The organism is Burkholderia sp. 9777_1386, from assembly GCF_015712265.1.
GTDB lineage: Bacteria > Pseudomonadota > Gammaproteobacteria > Burkholderiales > Burkholderiaceae > Burkholderia > Burkholderia cenocepacia.
The window spans coordinates 18,096-40,116 of record NZ_JACCQB010000011.1 but is presented as its reverse complement, the minus strand read 5'-3'; the positions used below and the strand labels follow the sequence as shown (position 1 = coordinate 40,116).

Below are 22,021 nucleotides of genomic sequence, written 5' to 3'. Positions count from 1 at the left end.
CTGCCGTAAACAGGACGAGTCCAATCGTTCGTCATCTCCCATCGCACACCATGGTTCGAATTCTGTACGCGGGCTATCTCGCGTTTGCACTGTATCTCCTTTACCCGTTGGTGCAGAACACGCTGACGTTCAGTACCGATTGCGTGCGCAGTGCGCTGCCGATGGGCGACCATGGTCTCGCGGCGAATTCGGCAAGCAGTGCGGACGGGCACGCGAATCGCTGTGTGCCGGGCGCGCACGTCGGCATCGCGACCAGGCGGGGTGCCTGACATCCTTCGAACGCGGCGGTGTCGCGCGTGACGGGCGTTTCGCGAGGCGGCAGGCTGGCCATTGGGCCGAATTGAACATCGCGCCGCGCTCGCCGATCATCCGCAATACGGTAGCGTGCATGCGAGCGGTCGAGCGTCGGGCGAACGCGCGTGTCGTGCGTCAGTAGCTGGAGCGGTACGGCGTGCCCTGGTCGAAGCGGCTTTGCCAGTGCGTGAGGTAGCGCGATGCGAGTTGCGGATTGTTCCAGACCACGACGACGTTCTCGGAATTGCGGCTGGCCGCCGACGCGCTGTAGTTGAACGACCCCGTTTCGACGTGCTCGGCGTCGATCACGAGGTACTTGTCGTGATGGATCGCATAGGCGTCGATCGTGCGCGTCGGGATGCCCGCGTTGACGAGCAGGTTCAGTGCCTGCTTGCTGCTCTTCGCGCGATTGCCCTTGTCGTCGACCACCACCGCGACGTTGACGCCGCGGCGCTTGGCGGCAAGCAGCGCGCGCGTGACGGGCGGCGACGTGAACGAGTAGGCGGCGACCCGGATCGAGCTGCGCGCCGCCCCGATCGCTTTCAGCACGAGCGCCTCGGCGCCGCCGTCGGGCGAGAAGGCCGATTCGACGACCTGGGTCGCGGGGGCTTCGTGAGTGGGGGCCGGCAGCCATCGCGACACGAGATCGATCGCTTGCTGGAGCAGCGATTCGCTTTGCGTCTTGCCGAAGGCGGCGAAGGGTGTGGCGAGCAGGGAAGCGGCGAGACAGGCGGCAGCGAGGCGATTGCGCGACAACATCTTGGACAGCGAATAATTTCGAGACAGCGGGCCGAGAGTGTAACGCACGCGTGGCGGCCCGGTCACGTGCGGATGCGAAGCGATGGTCCGCGCGATGATCGGCAGGGGTGGAGAGGGTGATGCGAAGTTGCGTTGCGCAGTCCGTGCGTGCGCGCGGGGCGATCAATTAACGGATACGGAACAGGGCTGGCGATGGCATGCGATTGCGCTTGCCGTTGCCGCTCACTCGCGTGCGAGCAACGCGCGCCCGCTCGGTCGGGCCCGGACGCCTTGCGGCCTGTGGCCCAAGCGTATGTCCGGCGGACGCATCAATCAGACAGGCATCCGCGCACGCAGCGGATCGTCAATCCCCGGCTGCAGGCGCCTCAGCTCCGTCGGACGCGATCCATCCGGGTCCGGGCTCGGGCTGCACGTCACGCGCGTCGAGCGGTTCGCCGCAGGCCGAGCATACGGTCACCGCGTGCATCAGCTGGCCGCAGGTCCGGTGACGCAGTTGCACCGGCGGCCCCTGGCCGTCGTCCTTCCAGCGATCGCCCCACGCCATCAGCGCGAGCAGGGCCGGGTAAAGGTCGAGGCCCTTGTCCGTCAGCCGGTATTCGAAGCGCGGCGGGCGTTCCTGATACGCGCGCTTGACGAGCACGCCTTCGTCGACGAGCCGCGCGAGCCGTTCGGCCAGCACGTGGCGCGTCAGGCCGAGCTGCGCCTGAAACGCATCGAAGCGGCGGCAGCCGAGGAATGCGTTGCGGAGGATCAGCATGGTCCAGCGGTCGCCGAGCACGGCGAGCGCGCGCGCGACCGAACAGTTCAGCGTGCCGATGTCATCCCATTTCATCGTCGAGTCTCTTGCCCCATGCGGCGGTCTTGCGGCGGTTCAGCGAAATAGCGGGTTCGATTATAGAACCCGCGTTCGGCGGCAACGGGCGCAGTCGCGTTGACAACCGCCGGCATCGTTGACAATAATGAGTTCCAATTTAGAACTTACTCGCGCGGCGACGCGCTTTCAACCCGGAGACAACCCGATGAATCCGCTTTCCCTGTCTGGCCTCGATCTGCTGCGTGCCGCCGTGTCGGGCGACGCGCCCCTTGCGTCGATTTCGGAGACGATTCCGATGCGTCCGCTCGACGTCGAGCTCGGTTACGTGAAGTTTTCGGCGCGGGCGGACGGCCGGCACCTGAACCCGCTGGGCGGCGTGCACGGCGGGTTCGCCGCGACGGTGCTCGATTCGGTCACCGGGTGCGCGGTGCATTCGATGCTCGATGCGGGCGTCGGTTACGGCACCGTCGATCTGCATGTGAAGATGCTGCGGCCGGTGCCGCGCGACGTCGACCTGATCGCGGAAGGGCGCGTGATTCACCTGTCGCGTTCGCTGGGCGTCGCGGAGGGCACGCTGAAGACGCCGGACGACAAGATCGTCGCGCATGCATCGGCGACCTGCTTCATCCAGCGGCCGCAGTGACGGAAGGCGGCGACGCGCCCGTCCAGGCGGCGCGCGAAGCGCATGGGGCAGCACCGAAGGCCGCTTGTAAGCGTGTGCGGGGCCCATCTGAAGCACGCGCTTCAATGTGATAGCGTTCCTGCTTTCCACCGACGCGACAGGAACAGCATGGAATACCGCACACTCGGCGATTCGGGCATCGAGGTCAGCCTGATCGGTCTCGGCACGATGACGTGGGGCGAGCAGAATTCGGAGCGCGACGCGCACGAGCAGATCGACTACGCGCTCGGGCAGGGCGTGACGCTGATCGACGCCGCGGAGATGTATCCGGTGCCGCCGAAGCCCGACACGCAGGGCCGCACCGAGCAATACATCGGCACCTGGATCGCGCAGCATCGCGCGCAGCGCGACCGTATCGTGGTCGCGACGAAGATCGCCGGGCCGGCGCGGCAGCCGCACAATCCGCGCCATATTCGCGGCGAGGGCAACCAGTTCGACCGCAAGAACCTGACCGAAGCGCTCGACGGCAGCCTCAAGCGCCTGCAGACCGACTACGTCGATCTCTACCAGCTGCATTGGCCCGATCGCAGCACGACCACGTTCGGCCGTCCCGCGTATCCGTGGGTCGACGACGCGTACACGGTGCCGATCGAGGAAACGCTCGGCGTGCTCGCGGAATTCGTGAAGGCCGGCAAGGTGCGCGCGATCGGCGTGTCGAACGAAACGCCGTGGGGTGTCGCGCAGTTCCTGCGCGCGGCCGAGCGGCTCGGGTTGCCGCGCATCGCGAGCATCCAGAATCCGTACAGCCTGCTGAACCGCACGTTCGAGAACGGGCTGTCGGAATTCACGCATCGCGACGGCGTCGGCCTGCTCGCGTATTCGCCGCTCGCGTTCGGCTGGCTGTCCGGCAAGTACGAGAACGGCGCGCGTCCGGCCGGCGCGCGCATCACGCTGTTCGAGCGTTTCCAGCGCTACAGCAAGCCGCAGGCCGTCGAGGCGACGTCGCGTTACGTCGCGCTCGCGCAGCGTCACGGGTTGTCGCCCGCGCAACTGGCGCTCGCGTTCGTCAACAGCCGTCCGTTCGTGCGCAGCAACCTGGTCGGCGCGACGTCGCTCGAGCAGTTGAAGGAAAACATCGGCAGCATCGACGTGACGCTGTCCGACGAGATCCTCGCCGAGATCGACGCATTGCACGAACGGCAGCCGAACCCGGCGCCGTAAACGGCGCGCGGCCCGCGCGACAGCGATGCCGCGGCGGGCCGCGTCGGCGGCGCACCGCTGCGCCGTCATTTTCCGCGTCAGCGCATCTTCAGCCGGGTGCGCGCGACGAACAGCGCGGCGAGGCTCAGCAGCGCGCATCCCATCAGATAGAGCGCCGGCGACAGCCGGTTGCCGGTCGTGCTGATCAGCCAGGTGATGACGAACGGCGCGAAGCCGCCGAACAGCGTGACGCCGGTGTTGTAGCTGACCGCGAGGCCGGTGGCACGCGTCTGCGCCGGGAACAGTTCGGCCATCAGCGCCGGCAGCGCGCCGCAGTACATCGCCTTCAGCGCGCCGATCCAGACGAGTGCGGCGAGCATCGTCGCGAACGACGCGTGGCGCGTGAGCCACGCGAACGTCGGCCATACGGTGACGAGCATCAGCACGGCCGCGACCGCCATCATGCGGATCCGCCCGGTGCGGTCGGACAGATGGCCGACGACCGGCGTGACGAGCGTCAGCACGAAGCCCGTCGCGAGCGTCGCCGCGAAGCCGGTCGACGCAGGCAGTCCGAGCTGCTTGATCGCGTAGGTCGGCATGTACAGGATCATGTAGTTGATCGCGGTCGAGATCACCAGCGCGCCGACCGACAGCAGCAGCCGCAGCTTCTGGTCCGCGAATAGTTCGCGCACCGGCGCTTCGGAGCGCGCCTGCGTCTTGAACTCGACGCCTTCGTCGACGTAGCGGCGGATGTACAGCCCGACCGGGCCGATCGCGAGGCCGAACAGGAACGGCACGCGCCAGCCCCAGCTTTCGAGTTGCGCGGAGGTCAGCGTGGCCGTCAGCAGCGCGCCGAAGCCCGACGCGAGCAACGTCGCGAGGCCCTGGCTCGCGAACTGCCAGCTCGACATGAAGCCGCGCCGCTGCGGCGCGTGCTCGACGAGAAACGCGGTCGAACTCGCGAATTCGCCGCCGGCGGAAAAGCCCTGCATCAGCCGCGACAGCATGATCCCGAGCGGCGCGAGAATGCCGATCGATGCATAGGTCGGCATCAGCGCGATCAGCAGCGTGCCGGCCATCATCATCGCGATCGACAGCAGCAGCGACGCCTTGCGGCCCGCGCGGTCCGCGTACGCGCCGAGCACGAAGCCGCCGATCGGCCGGATCAGATAGGACAGCCCGAACGTGCCGAGCGTCAGCATCAGCGACGTCGCTTCGCTCGTGGCGGGGAAGAACAGCTTGGCGATCGTCACCGCGAAGAAGCCGTAGACGATCAGGTCGAACCATTCGAGTGCGTTGCCGATCGACGCCGCGAAGATGATGCGCCGGATCTTCGCGGCGCTGGGGCGCGCGGCGTCCTGCGAGGTCAGGGTGGTCGTATTCATCGTGTGTGCAGGTCCCGTGAAAGGGGCGAAGCGCGTTACAGGGCGGCGCCGGCCGCGGCGGATGCCGCGCGGCGAACGGGCGGCGCGTCGTCGCCGAGATCCCAGAAGAGGCCGGCCATCATCTGCAGCCCCTCGCTGACGACGCTCGCGAGCAGATGCTCGTCGGGCGCGTGCTGCGAGCACGCCGGGTACGAGTGCGGCACCCACAGCGTCGGCAGCCCGAGCGTGTCCGCAAACACGTCGTTCGGCAGCGTGCCGCCCAGATTCGGCAGGATCGCGGGCTTCTTGCCGGTCGTGCGCGCGAGCGACGCGACGGCCCAGCGCACCCACGGATCGTCCGGCGGCACGCGTGTCGCCGGTGCGCCGCGTTCGACGTCGATCTCGACGTCGGCGAAGCCGTGCGCATCGAGGTGCGCGCGCAAGTGCGCATGCAGCGCCTTCCAGTCGGTGCCGACGACGAAGCGCAACTGGCAGTGCGCATACGCGGCGGGCGGGATCGCGTTGACGGGATGCTCCGGATTGCCGGCCTTGAACGCGAGGATCTCGAACGTGTTCCAGCCGAACACGCGTTCGGCCGCGGACAGGCCGGGCTCGCCCCAGTCGGCGTCGAGCGCCGGGTCGCCGGGGCCGCCGCCGACCGCAAGATCGGCGAGTGCGTCGCGCACGGCGGCCGGGATCGGCGGCGGGCGCAGCCCCGCGACGCGAATCGCGCCGCGCGCGTCGACGAGGCACGCGAGCGCATGCGCGAGCACGATCGCCGGGTTGCGCAGCAGTCCGCCCCAGTTGCCGGAGTGATGCGCACCGTCGCGGGCGCGCAGGCTCAGCGTGAAGTTGACCGAGCCGCGCGAGCCGAGGAATACCGTCGGGCGCGCGGCGGCGATGCGCGGGCCGTCGGAGGCGATCAGCACGTCGGCCGCGAGCGCGTCGCGCTCCTGGCGGCACAGCGCGTCGAGGCCCGGCGACCCGGTTTCCTCGCCCATCTCGATCAGCAGCTTCGCGTTGAAGCCGAGCCGGCCGCCGCGCGCATCGAGCACGCTCGCCAGCGCGGCCAGGTTGATCGTGTGCTGGCCCTTGTTGTCGGCGCTGCCGCGGCCGTACCAGCGGTCGCCGTCGGCCGTGAGCGTCCACGGCGACAGCGGCGCGCGCCACTGCGCGTCGTAGCCGCGCACGACATCGCCGTGGCCGTAGATCAGCACGGTCGGCAGCGCGTCGTCTTCGTGGCGCGACGCGAGCAGGAACGGGCCGCCGCCGTCGACGGGGTTGTCGACGATCCGCGACGTGAAACCGAGGCGGGCGGCCTCGGGCGCGATCTCGTCGGTCAGATAGGCGCGCAGCGCGGCGTCGCTGCCGCTTTCCTGGCTTTCGGTGCGCAGGCCGACGCGGCGGCTCAGGGTTGCGAAGAACGCACCGGATTCGAACTGGTTCAGCGCGTGCTGGATGGCGGCGGTACGGCTCAAAGCGTGTCTCCCGTGTGGTTCCGCTGCGCGCGGGCCGTGCACGCAACGTGAAGTGCGATCGATTCTAGAAAGCCCGTTTTTTTGTCACAATGATCGAATTTCGAACCTTTCTTTGCCGAAAAGGCAAAGCAGCGCGGCCGGATGCGGCGCGGAGACAGAACGATGGCGGCTTTCCTGCATGGGCTGGCGTTGCGGTATTTCGTCGAGGTGGCGCGTACCGGCTCGATCAGCGACGCGTCCGTGCGGCTGCACGTGGCCGTGTCGGCGATCAGCCGCCAGATCGCGAAGCTGGAGAGCGAGCTCGGCGCGCCGCTGTTCGAGCGGCGGCCGCGCGGGATGGCGCTGTCGGAAGCCGGCGAGCGGCTGCTGGCGTTCGCGCAGCGCAGCCTGCTGGAGGCCGAGCACGTGATGAAGGACATCGGCGGGCTCGACGCGCTGCACGGCAGCCTGCTGAAGATCGCATGCTCGGAAGGGTTCGCGATCGACTTCCTGCCCGGCGTGCTCGCGAGCTTCAAGGCGCGCCACCCGGGCGTCGATTTCACCGTGTGGGTCGTGTCGCCGGCGGATGCGACGCGGCGCGTGCGCGACGGCGACGCGGACATCGCGTTGACCTTCAGCCTCGCGCCGGAGAAGGGCGTGCGTGTCGACCACACGGAGCGCGCGCCCGTCTTTGCGCTGGTCCGGCACGATCATCCGCTCGCGGCGCGCGACGCGGTGTCGCTCGCCGATGTCGCGCGCCACGCGCACGTGCTGCCCGAGGCCGGCACGACGGTGCGCCAGCTGATCGACATCGCGTGCGCGCTCGACGGGCTGCTGCTCGAGCCCGAACTGACGAGCAACAATACCGCGGCGATGTACGGCTACGCACGGCGCACCGGCGCGGTGATGTTCACGGGGCTGCTGTCGGTGCGCGATCGCTCCGATGCGGACGGCTTCGTCGTCGTGCCCGTGACGAACCCGCAACTGCGCGAACGCAGCATCCAGGTACAGACGATGGCGGGGCGCGATCTGCCCGCGTCGGTGCGTGCATTTCGCGACCACCTGATCGACGCGATGCAGGCCGCCTCGCCGCCGCGGACTACCGCGCGCGGCCCGGGACGCCGGCCCGTGAGATAATCGTCAATCCGCCTTCCGTGCCCATGCGGCTCCACGAGCCGCATCGCCCCTGTTCGACGCCAAATTGAAGAACCTGATTGTCACCCTCGATCGCGCCGGCGAGTTCGACGAGATCATCGACGTGCGCACGCCGCTCGAGTTCGCCGAGGACCATATTCCCGGCGCGCTGAACGCGCCCGTGCTCAGCAACGAAGAGCGCGTGCTCGTCGGCACGATGTACCGCCAGGTGTCGCCGTACGAGGCGACGCGCGTCGGCGCGGCGATCGTCGCGCGCAACATCGCGCGCCATCTCGACACGACCTTCGCCGACCGGCCGCGCAACTGGCGGCCGCTGATCTACTGCTGGCGCGGCGGCAAGCGCTCGGGTTCGATGACGACCTGGTTCAACCTGATCGGCTGGAAGGCGCGCCAGCTCGACGGCGGCTACAAGGCGTACCGCCAGTCGGTGTGCGCGACCCTCGCGTCGCTGCCGACGCGCTTTCGCTACATCGCGCTGGTCGGCCACACGGGGTGCGGCAAGACGCGCCTGCTGAACGCGCTGCGCGACGTCGGCGCGCAGACGCTCGACCTGGAAGCGCTCGCGTGCCATCGCGGTTCGCTGCTCGGCGCGCTACCGGGCAAGCCGCAGCCGGCGCAGAAGGGGTTCGATTCGGGGCTCGTCGAGACGCTCGGGCGTTTCGACCCTCAATGGCCGGTGTTCGTCGAGTCGGAAAGCCGCCGGATCGGGCTCGTGCAGTTGCCGATCGCGCTGATCGAAGCGTTTCACGCGGGGCCGTGGGTGCAGGTCGAAGCGGCCCACGACGAGCGGATCGCGTTCCTGCTGGACGATTACGCGCACCTGTTCGACGAACCGGACGCGTTCAAGGCGCAGCTTCATCGGCTGATCGGCCTGCACAGCCGCGAAGAGGTGACGCGCTGGAAGGGGCTGATCGATGCCGGCGCGCGGGCCGATTTGTTCACCGAGCTGATCGACAAGCATTACGATCCCGCCTACGCGCGCACTTACCGTGCGACGTACGACAAGCCGAACCGGGCGCTGACGTTCACGTTCCGGCCCAACGCGGCCGACGTGCGCGATCAGGCGCGCATGCTGCTGGCCGAACTCGCGCGCGCCGGGTTGCCGGCATCGGCCGCGCTTGCTGGCGGCGCGACATCCGAAACCGACAAAAACCAATCGACGTTCACCACACGATGACGACCACACGCACCCAACCCAGTCCCGCCCTCGGCTGGATGACCTTCCTGCTGATCGCGGTCGCGGGGCTCTTCTATGTGAAATGGTTCCCGTACTACAACAAGGCGTTCGTTGCCGCCGAGCATCATTCGATCGGCCAGTCGATCCTGATGGGTACGTCGGCGGCGGCGCCCGAGCCGTCGCTGAAGGCGGCGCTCGACTACGCGTGGGCATACGGCAAGGCGATCTGGCAGGCGATGGTGCTCGGCCTGCTGCTCGGCTCGGCCGTGCAGGCGCTGCTGCCCGCGCATTGGGTAGCGCGCGTGCTCGGCCGCACCGGGTTCGGCAGTGTCGCCGCGGGCGGGCTGCTGTCGCTGCCGGGGATGATGTGCACGTGCTGCGCGGCGCCGGTTGTAGCGGGGCTGCGGGCGCGTCATGCATCGCCGGGCGGCGCGGTCGCGTTCTGGCTCGGCAACACGGTGCTGAACCCGGCGGCGCTGGTGTTCATGGGCTTCGTGCTCGGCTGGCACTGGAGCGCGCTGCGCCTCGTGCTCGGCATCGCGATGGTATTCGGGATCGGCTACCTGCTGAACCGCATCGCGCGTCCTGAAGACCGCAATATCGACGATGCCCAGCTCGCCGCGCTGGCGGCCGAACAGGCCGCGGCCGGCAATCCGTTCGTCCGCTGGATGAAACTGCTCGCGCGCATGGCCGTGCGGCTCGTGCCCGAATACATCGTGCTCGTGCTGCTGCTCGGCGCCGCGCGCGCGTGGCTGTTTCCGCATATCGGCCCGGACATCGGCAATCATCTCGGCTGGATCGTCGCATTCGCGGTCGCGGGCATGCTGTTCGTGATCCCGACGGCCGGCGAGGTGCCGATCATCCAGGCGATGCTGTCGCTCGGCATGGGCGTCGGTCCGGCCGCCGCGCTGCTGATGACGCTGCCGCCGATCAGCGTGCCGTCGCTCGCGATGCTCGCGCGTTCGTTCAAGCCGACCATGCTGGCGATCGTCGCGACGCTCGTCGTCGTGTTCGGGATCGCGAGCGGCTTGCTCGCGATCGCGTTCGGGTTCTGACGCACGCAAACGGCGCGCCAGTCGCGCGCCGTCGTCGTATTCATCCGGCGCCGCGGCTTCACGCGTGCGGCGCCCTTTACAAGAAGCAAACAGGAAAACGCATGACCCAACCGAAGATTCATCCTCGACTCGAAAAGGCGCTGACGCGCGGCGATCTCGCGATCCGCCAGGCCAATTCCGCGCGGGCGACTGCCGTGCTGCAAGCGCTCGGCACGATGATCATCGAGGCCTCCGCAACGATCGGTGTCGAGGCCAGCATCGACATTCCGCAAGGCGATCGCATCTACGATCCGGTCAACGGCCTGTGGCCGCAGAAGATGCTGGTGTCGTTCGACGGTCCGGTGGACGAAGCCGACAAGGAAGAACTGCGCACGGTGTATCTGGTGGCCGACGATCCGGGTACGCAGTTCCGCGTCGAATGGCATCGCGCGGACGGCAAGCTCGGCCGCCAGGAAGGCGGCCCGCTCGCGACCGTCGCGTTCCTGACCGACGTCGAAATTCCGTGGAGCGACGACGACGAGTAACGTCGTCGCATGAAGCCGGCGCCCGGTGCGCCGGCCGTCAGCGCATCATCCGCCGCCGGAACAGCCACGCGGACAGCAGGAATCCGCCGACCGCGTAGCCGGCGAGCACCGCGACGTGCAGCGCGATGTCGGTCGCCGGCCGGCCGAGCATCGCGGGCCGGATCAGCTCGACCGCATTCGCGAGCGGTAGCGCCCGCGCCGCGTGCTGCGCGATCGGCGGCAACTGCGTGATCGGGAAAAACACGCCGGACAGCAGCAGCATCGGCGTCAGCGCGAGCGTCTGATAGAACATGAAGAAATCGTAGGACGGCGCGAGCGCCGTGACGATCATCGCGATGCTGGCGAACGCGAGGCCGGCCAGCGCGATCACGGGCAGCACCGCGAGCATCGACGGAAACTGCGCGTAGCCGAGCCCGCCCGCGACCAGCATGATCGCGCCCCCTGACAGCATCGCCTTGCTGGCCGCCCACACGATCTCGCCGAGCACGATGTCGCCGAGCGCGAGCGGCGTGTGCATGATCGCTTCCCACGTGCGCTGCACGTGCATCCGCGAGAAACCCGAATACATCGACTCGAAGCTCGCGGACATCATCACGCTCGACCCGACCGTGCCGGCCGCGAGGAACGCGATATACGACACGCCGTCGACATGGCCGAGCATCATGCCGAGTCCGAAACCCAGCCCGAACAGGTAGATCATCGGATCGGCGAGATTGCCGAACATCGACGCGAGCGCGAGCTTGCGCCACACGAGATAGTTGCGCCGCCAGACGGCGATCCAGTTGCTCGCGTTCGCGGGCATCGCGATCGCGAAGCGCGATTCGCGCGGCGGGGCCGATGGCGTGGTGGCGGAATAGTTGCGGACGTCCATGATCGATCAGTCCTGCATTTCGCGGCCCGTGAGCCGCAGGAACACATCTTCCAGATTGGCCGGCCGATGCAGATAGCGCAACCCCGCGCGGCCCTTCAGGCGCGCGCTGAGCGGTTCGGGGTCGCTCACATAGCAGAACAGCGTCTCGCCGCTGATCTCCGTGTGCTTCGCGAACGCCGACAACTCGTCGCGCAGCGCGGCCGGATCGGGCCCGTAGATCTCGATCACGTCGCAGCCGATCTCCGATTCGATCAGCGCATGCGGCGCGCCTTCGGCGATCTTGCGGCCTTCCTCGATCACGCACAGCCGATCGCACAGCCGCTCGGCTTCTTCCATGAAGTGCGTGGTGATCAGGATCGTCTTGCCGCGCGCAAGCAGCGAACGCAGCCGCTCCCACATCAGGTGCCGCGCCTGCGGATCGAGGCCCGTCGTCGGCTCGTCGAGCACCAGCACGTCGGGATCGTTGACGAGCGCACGGGCGAGCGTGAGGCGGCGCTTCATGCCGCCCGACAGCTCGCCGACCTTCGCGTCGGCCTTGTTTTCCAGCTTCGCGAATTCGAGCAGCGGCGGCACGAGCGTGCGTGCGGCGTGCGCCGACATCCCGAAATAGCGGCTGAAGACGAGCAGGTTCTCGCGTACGGTGAAGTCGGGGTCGAGATTGTCGAACTGCGGGACGACGCCGACCCGCTGGCGTGCATGTCGCGCCAGCGATGGAACCGGTTCGCCGCATAGCGAAATGGTGCCGGCATCGGGGTGCGCGAGGCCGAGCAGCATCTTCAGCGTCGTGGTCTTGCCGGCGCCGTTCGGCCCGAGCAGGCCATAGCATTCGCCGGCCTTCACGTTGAAGGACAGACCGTTGACGACCAGCTTGTCGCCATAGCGCTTTTCGACGTTGCGGAAATCGATCGGTGCGACGGACATGGGCAGGTTGTCGTTGTAAGCGGGCGCGTTCCGTTGCCCGAGCGTGGCCGGTTTGCGAACGGATCGGACGGATGCGTGTCACATGGGCATGACCGAAGCGCACGACGCCAGCGTACGGTGGCCCGCTGGAGTATGAACGGGCCATTCTAGTGCATCGGCTGCATCGCTTCAGGGCATGCCTGCCCGGTGCGATGCAAGCGCGCACCGATCGTGCACCGCATCATCGCGCACGCGCCGCGCGGGGCGAATCAGCGTTTTCCATCCCTTGCGTCCTGAATTGCGGCGCACCATGATGAATGCGTAGGCTCGTTGTCGCGATAGGGAGGTCTCATGGCTAGCTACAACAAGATTTTGCTGTGTTACGACGGCACGCTCGAAGGGCGCAAGGCACTGCGCTGCGGGGCCAATCTCGCAATGGACCTGAAGGCCGAAACGCATTTGCTGTCGGTCGTCGACATGCGTTCGAGCATTGCGCAAAGTGCAGGTTTGCTGACCGATGTCGCATGCGGCCGCTTCGAGGAAACCGCGCGCGAAATCCTGCAGGAAGGCGTGAACTGGCTGCGTGAGCGCGGCGTACAGGCCGAAGGCCATTTCGCGTTCGGGTATCCGATCGACGAAATCGCGAATCTCGCGTCGGAGCTGAAAGTCGACCTCGTCGTCGTCGGCCACCGGTGCCGCAGCGGATTGTCGAGATGGTGGATGGGGTCGGGCAATACGCAACTGCTCGATCGCGTGAACTGCAGCATCCTGGTGGCGTGTTCGTCGGCGGAAGAGCAGAAGGCCGAAATCGCGCGCGAGCGTGAGGCGGCCACGGCGAACGGCAAATGATCTAAAGACTGGACGACTGCGTGACCGGCGATGCGTGCCGGTCACGCACCGCGCTGCATCAGCACGGCAGGCGTCCAGAGTGGCCTGCTACGCATGCAGGTCGATCCCGGACAATTTCCACGAGAACAGCCCGAAGCGGTGAAAGATCGCCGCATAGCGTGTGCCGTCGGCACTGCGCTGATACGTCACGACGAATTCATCGATATTTCGGTAGCCCGCGCTGGTTTGCTGCTGGTGCGGCGCTTGCGTGGCTTCGCTCGGGCTGGCCGGTGCGGCAGGTGCGGGCGCCGGCGACGATGCCGCTGAAGCGACCGCGTTGCTGCCCGATACCCCCGCACTTGCCGGCGCCGGATTGGCGGGCGGTGCGGCAGGCGTGGTGCCGGGGGCATTGCCTGCCGGCGGCTGATTCGACCACTCAGGCGGACGCTCGCCCGGATTGCCGCGCGGCGGCATTCCGCTCATCAGCGCGGCAACGCCTTCCGGCGTCGCGTACGCATCGACCAGAGGACCGATCAACGCGGACCCGATCAGCGCGCCGATCACCGCGAACGGGTTGTTCTTCTTCACTGCGTCGATCCGGCGCATCAACTCTTCCGTGACCTGCTGCTTCAGGCTGATGCGCAGCGATGGAAAGTCGACATACTCGCTGATCGCCTGCGCATCGCGCGCATCGATCGCCGATTTCAGGCGACCGAGCGCGACATACGGCGACGCGTACGCATAGCCGAGCGCCGCAATGACGGCGACGATCAGCGCGACGATCAGCAGGGGCTTGAGTCGCCCTGTACGGCGCGGCGATTCAGTCACGTTGCCTCCGGTGCGGGAAGGTTCCGCAATCAGAGACCGCCCGGCGTGGCCGATCGTTCCTCTGCGATGCAGCGATCGATCATTCGGCAGACGGCATCGATCGTGCCGACCATGATCAAGCGCGACCGGCCGTGATAGACGCGCACCGGCGCGCGGCGTGCGGGTTCCGCGTGATTCAGACCGGCGTTCAGCGATACCCGCGCGAACGCGGGCAGCGCTGACGGCAGCAGGGACGCCTGCCGTTCGACTGCGACTTCTTCATGCACAGGCGCCGCCGCGGACAGCGGTGCGCAGGGCGTGCGGCCGCGCAGATGACGCAGGCGACCGAATTGACGGAAAGGCAGCAGGCGGGCAAGGCGTTCCATGATGTTCTCCTGAGCGAGACGGAATGTCAGAGTTCGCCCGAGCGAATCAGCCCGACGGCGATGCCTTCCAGCGCGAAATCCGCGCTGCCGGCCTTGACGAAGATGTTTTCGTAATCCGGGTTCTCCGCGATCAGCTCGAGGCCGCCGGGCCGGCGCATCAGGCGCTTGACCGTGACGTCGTCGCCCAGACGCGCGACGATGATCTGGCCGTCCTTCGCTTCCGTGCGCTTCTGCACGGCGAGGAGGTCGCCGTCGAGAATGCCGGCGTCGCGCATCGACAGGCCGCGCACCTTCAGCAGGTAGTCGGGCTTGCTGGTGAACAGCGCGGGATCGCACGCGTAGTGCTGCGAGATGTGCTCCTGCGCGAGGATCGGGCTACCGGCCGCGACGCGGCCGACGAGCGGCAGCGACAGTTGCATCAGCGCGGCGTGCGGCAGCGTGAACTGGTGCGGGGCGTCGTCGACGCCGAGCAGCCGGATGCCGCGCGACGCACCGGCGGCCAGCTCGATCACGCCCTTGCGCGCCAGCGCGCGCAGGTGCTCCTCGGCCGCGTTCGGCGAGCTGAAGCCCAGTTCGGCCGCGATCTCGGCGCGGGTGGGCGGGAATCCGGAGCGCTCGATCGCGCGACGGATCAAGTCGAACACTTGCTGCTGACGGGCGGTGAGTTTGGTCATGGCTCAACTGTATGGATAGACAGTGAGCTGTATTTTTATACAGTACTTGGTGAATTTCAAGTGTTACTTGAGGTTCGACGCGATCGCGCCGGTTCCGGCGCGATTTCGCGACGCCCGGACGCCGGTTTATCCGCCGCAACCGTCCATCCCGTCTGCGTTAGCACTTTTGAGTATTAAAAAATGAGGAACGATTATTTTTAATCATGTAACCCGTTCGATAGACTGGCCCGACATCGCAATACCGACAACACTGGAGAACCAAGGATGGCGAAGCGCAACACGGGGCTGGTGGGCGGAGTGGGCCGCCTGATCGCAACACTCGCGCTGGGCGCGGCGGCGGCGCTGGGCGTCGTGACGCATGCCCAGGCCGATACGACTTTCCTGAACGTGTCGTACGACCCGACGCGCGAGCTGTATCAGGATTTCAACCAGGCGTTCGGCAAGGAGTGGAAGGCGAAGACGGGCGAAACGGTCAATTTCAAGCAGTCGCACGGCGGGTCGGGCGCGCAGGCGCGCTCGGTGCTCGATGGCCTGCAGGCCGACGTCGTCACGCTGGCGCTCGCCTACGACATCGACGCGCTCGCGAACAAGGGGCTCGTGGCCAAAGATTGGCAGAAGCGCCTGCCCGACAACGCGTCGCCGTACACGTCGACGATCGTGTTCCTGGTGCGCAAGGGTAATCCGAAGGGGATCAAGGACTGGGACGACCTGACCAAGCCGGGCATCTCGATCGTCACGCCGAACCCGAAGACGTCGGGCGGCGCGCGCTGGAACTACCTGGCCGCCTGGGCATACGCGCTGCACAAGCCGGGCGGCAACGAGCAGACGGCGAAGGAATTCGTCACGAAGCTCTACAAGAACGCAGGCGTGCTCGATTCGGGCGCGCGGGGCGCGACGACGAGCTTCGTGCAGCGCGGGATCGGCGACGTGCTGATCGCATGGGAAAACGAGGCGTTCCTGTCGGTCAAGGAATTCGGCACCGACAAGTTCGAGATCGTCGTGCCGTCGGTGAGCATCCTGGCCGAGCCGCCCGTCGCGGTGGTCGACAAGGTGGTCGACAAGAAAGGCACGCGCAAGCTGGCCGAGGCCTACCTGAATTTCCTGTACAGCCCGCAGGGCCAGGAAATCGCCGCGCGCAACTACTACCGGCCGCGTTCGAAGAACGTGTCGGCGGAGCTGACCAAGCAGTTTCCGAAGCTGAAGCTGTACACGGTCGACGACACGTTCGGCGGCTGGACGAATGCGCAGAAGACGCATTTCGCGGACGGCGGCGTGTTCGACTCGATCTACAAGCCGCAGTAACGCCATAACGACAAGCGGCGCGCCACGACAGCGCGCCGCATCCCCGACGGCCCGCCGGCGCGATTCACTGCGCCGGCGTTTGCGTCGGACCCGTGAGCAGCATCGACCCAGCAAGAGCATCCGATGACGACGTACACCTTTCGCAAGCCGAGCGCGCTGCCCGGTTTCGGCGTGACACTCGGCATCACGGTGGCCTATTTGAGCCTCGTGGTGCTGATTCCGCTCGCCGCCACGTTCCTGAAGACCGCGACGCTGTCGTGGGACCAGTTCGTCACCGCCGTCATGTCGCCGCGCGTGCTCGCGTCGTACCGGCTGACGTTCTCGGCAGCGCTCGGCGGCGCGCTGATCAACGCCGTGTTCGGCTTCCTCGTCGCGTGGGTGCTGGTGCGCTACACGTTCCCGTTCAAGCGCCTCGTCGACGCGATCGTCGACCTGCCGTTCGCGCTGCCGACCTCGGTGGCCGGCATCTCGCTCGCGGCCGTCTACGCGACCAACGGCTGGGTCGGCCAGTATCTGGCGCCGCTCGGCATCAAGATCGCGTTTACGCCGGCCGGCGTGCTGGTCGCGCTGACCTTCATCGGGCTGCCGTTCGTCGTGCGCACCGTGCAGCCGGTGCTCGAGGATTTCGAGCGCGAGCAGGAAGAGGCCGCCGCGTGCCTCGGTGCGTCGCGCTGGCTGACGTTCCGCCGCGTCGTGCTGCCGGCCGTGCTGCCGGCGCTGCTCACCGGTTTCGCGCTCGCGTTCGCGCGTGCGCTGGGCGAATACGGCTCGGTGATCTTCATCGCCGGCAACGTGCCGATGAAATCCGAGATCACGTCGCTGCTGATCATCACGAAGCTCGAGCAGTACGACTACGCGGGCGCGACCGCGCTGGCGGTCGTGATGCTGGTCGTGTCGTTCCTGATGCTGCTGCTGATCAACACGCTGCAGTGGTATCTGCAGCGCCGGACGAGCAAGGGCGCGAGCGGCCCGGCGCCCGCCGCTGTCGCCGCCGTCGCAGCAGGAGGCCAGCAATGAGCCAGGAGGCCACCGTCGTGCTGAAAACCCCGTCGCCCGCCGCGCGTGCCGCGAAGCGGCTCGATCCCGTCAGCGAGTCGCGCGTCGTGCGCTGGCTGCTCACGGGCATCGCGCTGGCGTTCCTCGCGTTCTTCCTCGTCGTGCCGCTCGCCGCGGTGTTCGTCGAGGCGCTGCGCAAGGGCGTCGGCTTCTATTTCGAATCGCTGGCCGATCCCGATGCATGGTCGGCGATCAAGCTGACGCTGACCGTCGCCGTGATCGCGGTGCCGCTGAACCTCGTGTTCGGCGTGTGCGCATCGTGGGCGATCGCGAAGTTCGAGTTCCGCGGCAAGGCGCTGCTGACGACGCTGATCGACCTGCCGTTCTCGGTGTCGCCGGTGATCTCGGGCCTCGTATACGTGCTGCTGTTCGGCGCGCAGGGCTGGCTCGGGCCGTGGCTGCAGGGGCACGACGTGCAGATCATCTTCGCAGTGCCGGGCATCGTGCTCGCGACGATCTTCGTCACGTTCCCGTTCGTCGCGCGCGAGCTGATTCCGCTGATGCAGGCGCAAGGCACCGACGAGGAAGAGGCCGCGCGCGTGCTCGGCGCGTCGGGCTGGCAGATCTTTCGCCGCGTGACGCTGCCGAACGTGAAGTGGGGCCTGCTGTACGGCGTGATCCTGTGCAATGCACGCGCGATGGGCGAGTTCGGCGCGGTGTCGGTCGTGTCGGGCCACATCCGCGGCGTGACGGACACGATGCCGCTGCACGTCGAGATCCTGTACAACGAATACAACTTCGCGGCGGCGTTCGCGGTGGCGTCGGTGCTGGCGCTGCTCGCGCTCGTCACGCTCGCGCTGAAGCTGCTCGCCGAGCGTCACCTCGCCGCCGAACTGGCCGACACGCACGACGCCGTTCCCGCACATGCCGGCCCTGTCGCCGCCGTTTCGTCGAAATCGTAAAGAGGCAACCAGAATGGGTATCACCGTCCGTAACCTTCAGAAGCGCTTCGGCGATTTCACGGCGCTCGACAACGTGTCGCTCGACTTTCCGCCCGGCGAACTGGTCGCGCTGCTCGGCCCGTCCGGCTGCGGCAAGACCACGCTGCTGCGCGTGATCGCGGGCCTCGAGCACGCGGACGCCGGCCAAGTCGTGCTGCAGGGGCTCGACGTCGCGTCGGTCGGCGCGCGCGACCGCCAGGTCGGCTTCGTGTTCCAGCATTACGCGCTGTTCCGCCACATGACGGTGTTCGAGAACGTCGCGTTTGGGCTGCGCGTGAAGCCGCGCCGCGAGCGGCCGTCGGAAGCCGCGATTCGCGACAAGGTGCACGAGCTGCTCAAGCTGGTGCAGCTCGACTGGCTCGCGCAGCGCTATCCGTCCGAGCTGTCGGGCGGGCAGCGTCAGCGTATCGCGCTCGCCCGCGCGCTCGCGGTCGAGCCGAAGGTGCTGCTGCTCGACGAACCGTTCGGCGCGCTCGACGCGAAGGTCCGCAAGGAGCTGCGCGGCTGGCTGCGTCGCCTGCACGACGACCTGCACATCTCGACGATCTTCGTCACGCACGACCAGGAAGAGGCGCTCGAAGTGGCCGATCGCATCGTCGTGCTGAATCGCGGCCACGTCGAGCAGGTCGGCAGCCCGCAGGACGTCTACGATCATCCGCAAAGCGCGTTCGTATACGAGTTCCTCGGCGCGGCGAACCGGCTGCCGGGCACGGTTGCCGGGCGCGGCTTCGTCGCGGAAGGCGCGGCCGCGCCGATCGAGGTCGACGCCGATTTCGCGGGCCCCGCGCACGCGTACGTGCGGCCGCACGATCTGCAGCTGTGGCCGGCGGGCGAAGGGCACCGCGACGGCATCGCGGTGGACGTGCGGCGCGTGATTCCGCTCGGCGGTTCGGTGCGCGTGGAGCTCGAGGCGCGCGCGGGCGGCGCGCTCGAGGCGGAACTCGACCGCGACGCATGGCGGGCGCTGTCGCTGCAGGTCGGCGACGGTGCGACGGCCGTGCCGCGCGCCGTGCGGGTATTTCCCGCGCGTTGACGAGACAATGCAGGGCAGAGGGCGGGCATCGCTCCGATTCGACAATCAAACAACGACAGCCTAAGAGGCATACCCATGAATTTTCAGCAATTGCGGTTCGTGCGCGAAGCGGTGCGCCAGAACATGAACCTGACGGAAGTCGCGAACGTGCTGTACACATCGCAGTCGGGCGTGTCGAAGCAGATCAAGGATCTCGAGGACGAGCTGGGCGTCGACATCTTCATCCGGCGCGGCAAGCGGCTGACGGGGCTGACGGAGCCCGGCAAGGCCGTGCACCAGCTGATCGAGCGGATGCTGCTCGACGCCGAGAACCTGCGCCGCGTCGCGCGCCAGTTTGCCGATCAGGATAGCGGCCACCTCGTCGTCGCGACGACGCACACGCAGGCGCGTTACGCACTGCCGAAGGTGATCCGGCAGTTCACCGACGTGTTCCCGAAGGTGCATCTCGCGCTGCGCCAGGGCAGCCCGCAGCAGATCGCACAGATGATCCTGAACGGCGAGGCCGATCTCGGCATCTCGACCGAGGCGCTCGACCGCTATCCGGACATCGTCACGTTCCCGTGCTATTCGTGGCACCACACGGTCGTCGTGCCGAAGGGCCACCCGCTCGTCGGCCGCGAGAACCTGACGCTCGAGGAGATCGCCGAATACCCGATCATCACGTACGACCAGGACTTCACGGGCCGCTCGCACATCGACCAGGCGTTCACGCAGGCGGGCGCCGTGCCCGACGTGGTGCTGACCGCGATCGATGCGGACGTGATCAAGACCTACGTCGAACTCGGGATGGGGATCGGCGTGGTCGCGGCGATGGCCTACGATCCGCAGCGCGACACGGGGCTCGTCGCGCTCGATACGCAGCACCTGTTCGAGGCGAGCACGACGCGGGTCGGGCTGCGCAAGGGCGCGTTCCTGCGTGCGTACGCGTACCGGCTGATCGAAATGTTCGCCCCGCACCTGAACGAAGCGGAAATCGCCGGGCTGTTGCGCGAAGCCGTTTGACCGGTGCACGTCGCGCGCCGTCCGGGCCGTTGCCGCGGATGGCGCGACTTGCACCCCGCGTGCGGTGCCGCATACGGCGCCGGGCGCGACAGGCGATGGCCGCCATCACGGCTGAAGCACCCGCCGAGCGATCCCGCGCCAGGCGACGATCGCCCCATGTTTCCGACCAACAGAAAAACAAGAACGACCTGCAACGCCGGGCCTCGGCGCGGAACGCACGATCGGCAGTCGTCCTCATTCACAAGGCCGCGCGTGCGAATCGCCGCGCGGTTCCGTCACGGTCGACGACATGTCGCGACAGCGAATGCGGCCGAGCTTCGTGCCGACGGTCGACGCGAGCGCGTTGTCCGGAACGATCCGCTTCCTCGCTGGCCAGCCGCCTGCGAAGCGCTCCGGCGAGCCGCCGTCGGCATCGCGAGTGTCGTATTTGCGCGTCGTGAAGCGCGCTCGCGCGCTCCGAATAAACCCTTAAATATTGATCAGACAGGTTGCGCGCCGAAGCGAATCGGTACAGCATAGCCTTCACTCCGCCGGCCTCCCGCCGGCGGTGGCGCGTCAACGACAGCACGCGCCAGGCAGTCGGCCGTCTGCCTCGCTTCCATTCCGTGGTACCGACAGCAGCATCGATGGCCATTGCCCGGGTAGTGTGGCGCAAACGTTTGCTCACATTAAAACAACAGTCAAACAACAATCCGGCCCTTCGGGCCAGTCGCCAGGAGATGTGTATGAATGTCCGCTTTCGCCGTCGCTTCCTGACCGCCGCGCTCGCCGCCGTCGCGGTGGCCGCCGCACCGGCCGTCCACGCGCAATCGGCGGGCAAGCCGAAGGTCGCGCTCGTGATGAAGTCGCTCGCCAACGAGTTCTTCCTGACCATGGAAACGGGCGCGAAGGAATACCAGAAACACAACGCGAACCAGTTCGACCTGATCACCAACGGCATCAAGGACGAAACCGACACCGCGAACCAGATCCGCATCGTCGAGCAGATGATCGTCTCGAAGGTCGACGCGATTGTGATCGCACCCGCCGATTCGAAGGCGCTCGTGCCGGTCGTGAAGAAGGCCGTCGACGCGGGCATCATCGTCGTGAACATCGACAACCGGCTCGACCCCGACGTGCTGAAGTCGAAGAACCTGAACGTGCCGTTCGTCGGCCCGGACAACCGCAAGGGCGCGCGCAAGATCGGCGACTACCTCGCGAAGCGGCTGAAGGCGGGCGACCAGGTCGGCATCGTCGAAGGCGTGTCGACGACGACCAACGCGCAGCAGCGCACGGCCGGCTTCCAGGACGCGATGAAGGCGGGCGGGATGAAGGTCGTGTCGGTGCAGTCGGGCGAATGGGAGATCGATAAGGGCAATGCGGTGGCCGCCGCGATGCTCAACGAATACCCGAACCTGAAGGCGCTGCTGTGCGGTAACGACAACATGGCGATCGGCGCCGTGTCGGCCGTGCGCGCGGCCGGCAAGCAGGGCAAGGTGCTCGTGGTCGGCTACGACAACATCAACGCGATCAAGCCGATGCTGAAGGACGGCCGCGTGCTCGCGACCGCCGACCAGTACGCGGCGAAGCAGGCCGTGTTCGGCATCGACACGGCGCTCAAGGCGATCGCCGAGCATCGCAAGCAGGCCGACATGTCCGGCGTGGTCGAGACGCCGGTGGATCTCGTGACGAAGTAACGCCGCCCCGGTGCGGCCGCTGCCCTCAAGAATCCGGCGCGGCGGCCGTTATCCGGTGTGAGCGCGATCACGGCCACTGCATGCACATGCACTTGTGAGCGTCATACCCGCGCGCCCCGTGCGC

23 protein-coding genes are annotated in these 22,021 nt (G+C 67.4%); 14 read left to right on the top strand and 9 right to left on the bottom strand.

What is annotated here, in order from left to right; all coding sequences use genetic code 11:
- Positions 1-50 precede the first annotated feature (50 nt).
- The gene (locus tag H0X91_RS11470; RefSeq protein ID WP_048986581.1) at positions 51-269 is read left to right on the top strand and encodes a hypothetical protein; all 219 of its coding nucleotides are present in this window, start codon (positions 51-53) and stop codon (positions 267-269) included.
- A 160-nt stretch (positions 270-429) separates the two neighbouring features.
- Here the strand turns inward: H0X91_RS11470 and H0X91_RS11465 are convergent, their stop codons facing one another.
- A complete protein-coding gene (locus H0X91_RS11465) occupies positions 430-1,053 on the bottom strand; it encodes a phospholipase D family nuclease (protein WP_034201824.1) in 624 nt (207 codons plus the stop codon).
- 343 nt (positions 1,054-1,396) lie between these two features.
- Positions 1,397-1,885, bottom strand: a complete 489-nt coding sequence (locus H0X91_RS11460) for a winged helix-turn-helix transcriptional regulator (protein WP_059723600.1) — start codon at positions 1,883-1,885, stop codon at positions 1,397-1,399.
- A 187-nt stretch (positions 1,886-2,072) separates the two neighbouring features.
- Between H0X91_RS11460 and H0X91_RS11455 the strand changes: the two genes are divergently transcribed.
- Both H0X91_RS11455 and H0X91_RS11450 read left to right on the top strand, forming a co-directional pair.
- Positions 2,073-2,510 (top strand): PaaI family thioesterase, encoded by a 438-nt coding sequence (locus tag H0X91_RS11455; protein WP_006484216.1) that lies wholly within the window; start codon positions 2,073-2,075, stop codon positions 2,508-2,510.
- Between the two features lie 147 nt (positions 2,511-2,657).
- Positions 2,658-3,710, top strand: a complete 1,053-nt coding sequence (locus tag H0X91_RS11450; RefSeq protein WP_062910670.1) for an NADP(H)-dependent aldo-keto reductase — start codon at positions 2,658-2,660, stop codon at positions 3,708-3,710.
- Between the two features lie 77 nt (positions 3,711-3,787).
- Here H0X91_RS11450 and H0X91_RS11445 read toward each other — a convergent pair whose 3' ends face one another.
- Both H0X91_RS11445 and H0X91_RS11440 read right to left on the bottom strand, forming a co-directional pair.
- Complete coding sequence (locus H0X91_RS11445; protein ID WP_006495224.1) at positions 3,788-5,074, bottom strand: MFS transporter; 1,287 nt, start codon at positions 5,072-5,074, stop codon at positions 3,788-3,790.
- Positions 5,075-5,109: 35 nt separating this feature from the next.
- Positions 5,110-6,531 carry a M20 family metallopeptidase gene (locus H0X91_RS11440; protein WP_062910669.1) on the bottom strand — a complete coding sequence of 474 codons (1,422 nt, stop codon included), beginning with the start codon at positions 6,529-6,531 and terminating at the stop codon, positions 5,110-5,112.
- Between the two features lie 162 nt (positions 6,532-6,693).
- Here H0X91_RS11440 and H0X91_RS11435 point away from each other — a divergent pair, with 162 nt between their 5' ends.
- The 4 genes from H0X91_RS11435 (at position 6,694) to H0X91_RS11420 (ending at position 10,421) form a co-directional block, all read left to right on the top strand.
- Positions 6,694-7,647, top strand: a complete 954-nt coding sequence (locus H0X91_RS11435; protein ID WP_060211538.1) for a LysR substrate-binding domain-containing protein — start codon at positions 6,694-6,696, stop codon at positions 7,645-7,647.
- A gap of 64 nt (positions 7,648-7,711) precedes the next feature.
- Positions 7,712-8,842, top strand: coding sequence for a tRNA 2-selenouridine(34) synthase MnmH (gene mnmH / locus H0X91_RS11430; protein WP_034201819.1), 1,131 nt, complete (start codon positions 7,712-7,714; stop codon positions 8,840-8,842).
- Positions 8,839-9,897 carry a permease gene (locus tag H0X91_RS11425; RefSeq protein ID WP_006484180.1) on the top strand — a complete coding sequence of 353 codons (1,059 nt, stop codon included), beginning with the start codon at positions 8,839-8,841 and terminating at the stop codon, positions 9,895-9,897. Before mnmH ends, H0X91_RS11425 begins: the two co-directional genes overlap by 4 nt.
- A gap of 101 nt (positions 9,898-9,998) precedes the next feature.
- Entirely contained in the window at positions 9,999-10,421 is a 423-nt protein-coding gene (locus H0X91_RS11420) for a hypothetical protein (protein WP_006484198.1), read from the top strand.
- A 37-nt stretch (positions 10,422-10,458) separates the two neighbouring features.
- Here H0X91_RS11420 and H0X91_RS11415 read toward each other — a convergent pair whose 3' ends face one another.
- Both H0X91_RS11415 and nodI read right to left on the bottom strand, forming a co-directional pair.
- Positions 10,459-11,292 (bottom strand): ABC transporter permease, encoded by an 834-nt coding sequence (locus tag H0X91_RS11415; RefSeq protein WP_058901425.1) that lies wholly within the window; start codon positions 11,290-11,292, stop codon positions 10,459-10,461.
- Between the two features lie 6 nt (positions 11,293-11,298).
- Entirely contained in the window at positions 11,299-12,213 is a 915-nt protein-coding gene (gene nodI, locus H0X91_RS11410) for a nodulation factor ABC transporter ATP-binding protein NodI (protein WP_058901426.1), read from the bottom strand.
- Between the two features lie 330 nt (positions 12,214-12,543).
- Between nodI and H0X91_RS11405 the strand changes: the two genes are divergently transcribed.
- Entirely contained in the window at positions 12,544-13,041 is a 498-nt protein-coding gene (locus H0X91_RS11405) for a universal stress protein (protein ID WP_006484144.1), read from the top strand.
- 87 nt (positions 13,042-13,128) lie between these two features.
- Here the strand turns inward: H0X91_RS11405 and H0X91_RS11400 are convergent, their stop codons facing one another.
- From H0X91_RS11400 to lexA, 3 genes are read right to left on the bottom strand one after another with little or no spacing between them, the layout of a single operon-like run.
- Positions 13,129-13,848 (bottom strand): DUF2939 domain-containing protein, encoded by a 720-nt coding sequence (locus H0X91_RS11400; protein WP_006484209.1) that lies wholly within the window; start codon positions 13,846-13,848, stop codon positions 13,129-13,131.
- A 29-nt stretch (positions 13,849-13,877) separates the two neighbouring features.
- Positions 13,878-14,213, bottom strand: a complete 336-nt coding sequence (locus tag H0X91_RS11395) for a hypothetical protein (RefSeq protein WP_006484149.1) — start codon at positions 14,211-14,213, stop codon at positions 13,878-13,880.
- Between the two features lie 26 nt (positions 14,214-14,239).
- Complete coding sequence (lexA, locus tag H0X91_RS11390; protein WP_006484226.1) at positions 14,240-14,887, bottom strand: transcriptional repressor LexA; 648 nt, start codon at positions 14,885-14,887, stop codon at positions 14,240-14,242.
- Positions 14,888-15,151: 264 nt separating this feature from the next.
- On the opposite strand from lexA, the gene H0X91_RS11385 reads away from it, so the two are divergent.
- The 6 genes from H0X91_RS11385 to H0X91_RS11360 all read left to right on the top strand — a co-directional run bounded on the left by H0X91_RS11385 (position 15,152) and on the right by H0X91_RS11360 (position 21,897).
- Positions 15,152-16,189 (top strand): sulfate ABC transporter substrate-binding protein, encoded by a 1,038-nt coding sequence (locus tag H0X91_RS11385; RefSeq protein WP_048986575.1) that lies wholly within the window; start codon positions 15,152-15,154, stop codon positions 16,187-16,189.
- A 123-nt stretch (positions 16,190-16,312) separates the two neighbouring features.
- Positions 16,313-17,206, top strand: coding sequence for a sulfate ABC transporter permease subunit CysT (cysT, locus tag H0X91_RS11380; RefSeq protein WP_058901428.1), 894 nt, complete (start codon positions 16,313-16,315; stop codon positions 17,204-17,206).
- Positions 17,203-18,147, top strand: a complete 945-nt coding sequence (cysW, locus tag H0X91_RS11375) for a sulfate ABC transporter permease subunit CysW (RefSeq protein ID WP_006484215.1) — start codon at positions 17,203-17,205, stop codon at positions 18,145-18,147. The genes cysT and cysW overlap by 4 nt, the downstream gene beginning before the upstream one ends.
- A 13-nt stretch (positions 18,148-18,160) precedes the next feature.
- Positions 18,161-19,219, top strand: coding sequence for a sulfate/molybdate ABC transporter ATP-binding protein (locus H0X91_RS11370; RefSeq protein ID WP_058901429.1), 1,059 nt, complete (start codon positions 18,161-18,163; stop codon positions 19,217-19,219).
- A 75-nt stretch (positions 19,220-19,294) separates the two neighbouring features.
- The gene (locus H0X91_RS11365) at positions 19,295-20,221 is read left to right on the top strand and encodes a CysB family HTH-type transcriptional regulator (protein ID WP_006484201.1); all 927 of its coding nucleotides are present in this window, start codon (positions 19,295-19,297) and stop codon (positions 20,219-20,221) included.
- Between the two features lie 725 nt (positions 20,222-20,946).
- Entirely contained in the window at positions 20,947-21,897 is a 951-nt protein-coding gene (locus H0X91_RS11360; protein ID WP_006484190.1) for a sugar ABC transporter substrate-binding protein, read from the top strand.
- Positions 21,898-22,021 lie beyond the last annotated feature (124 nt).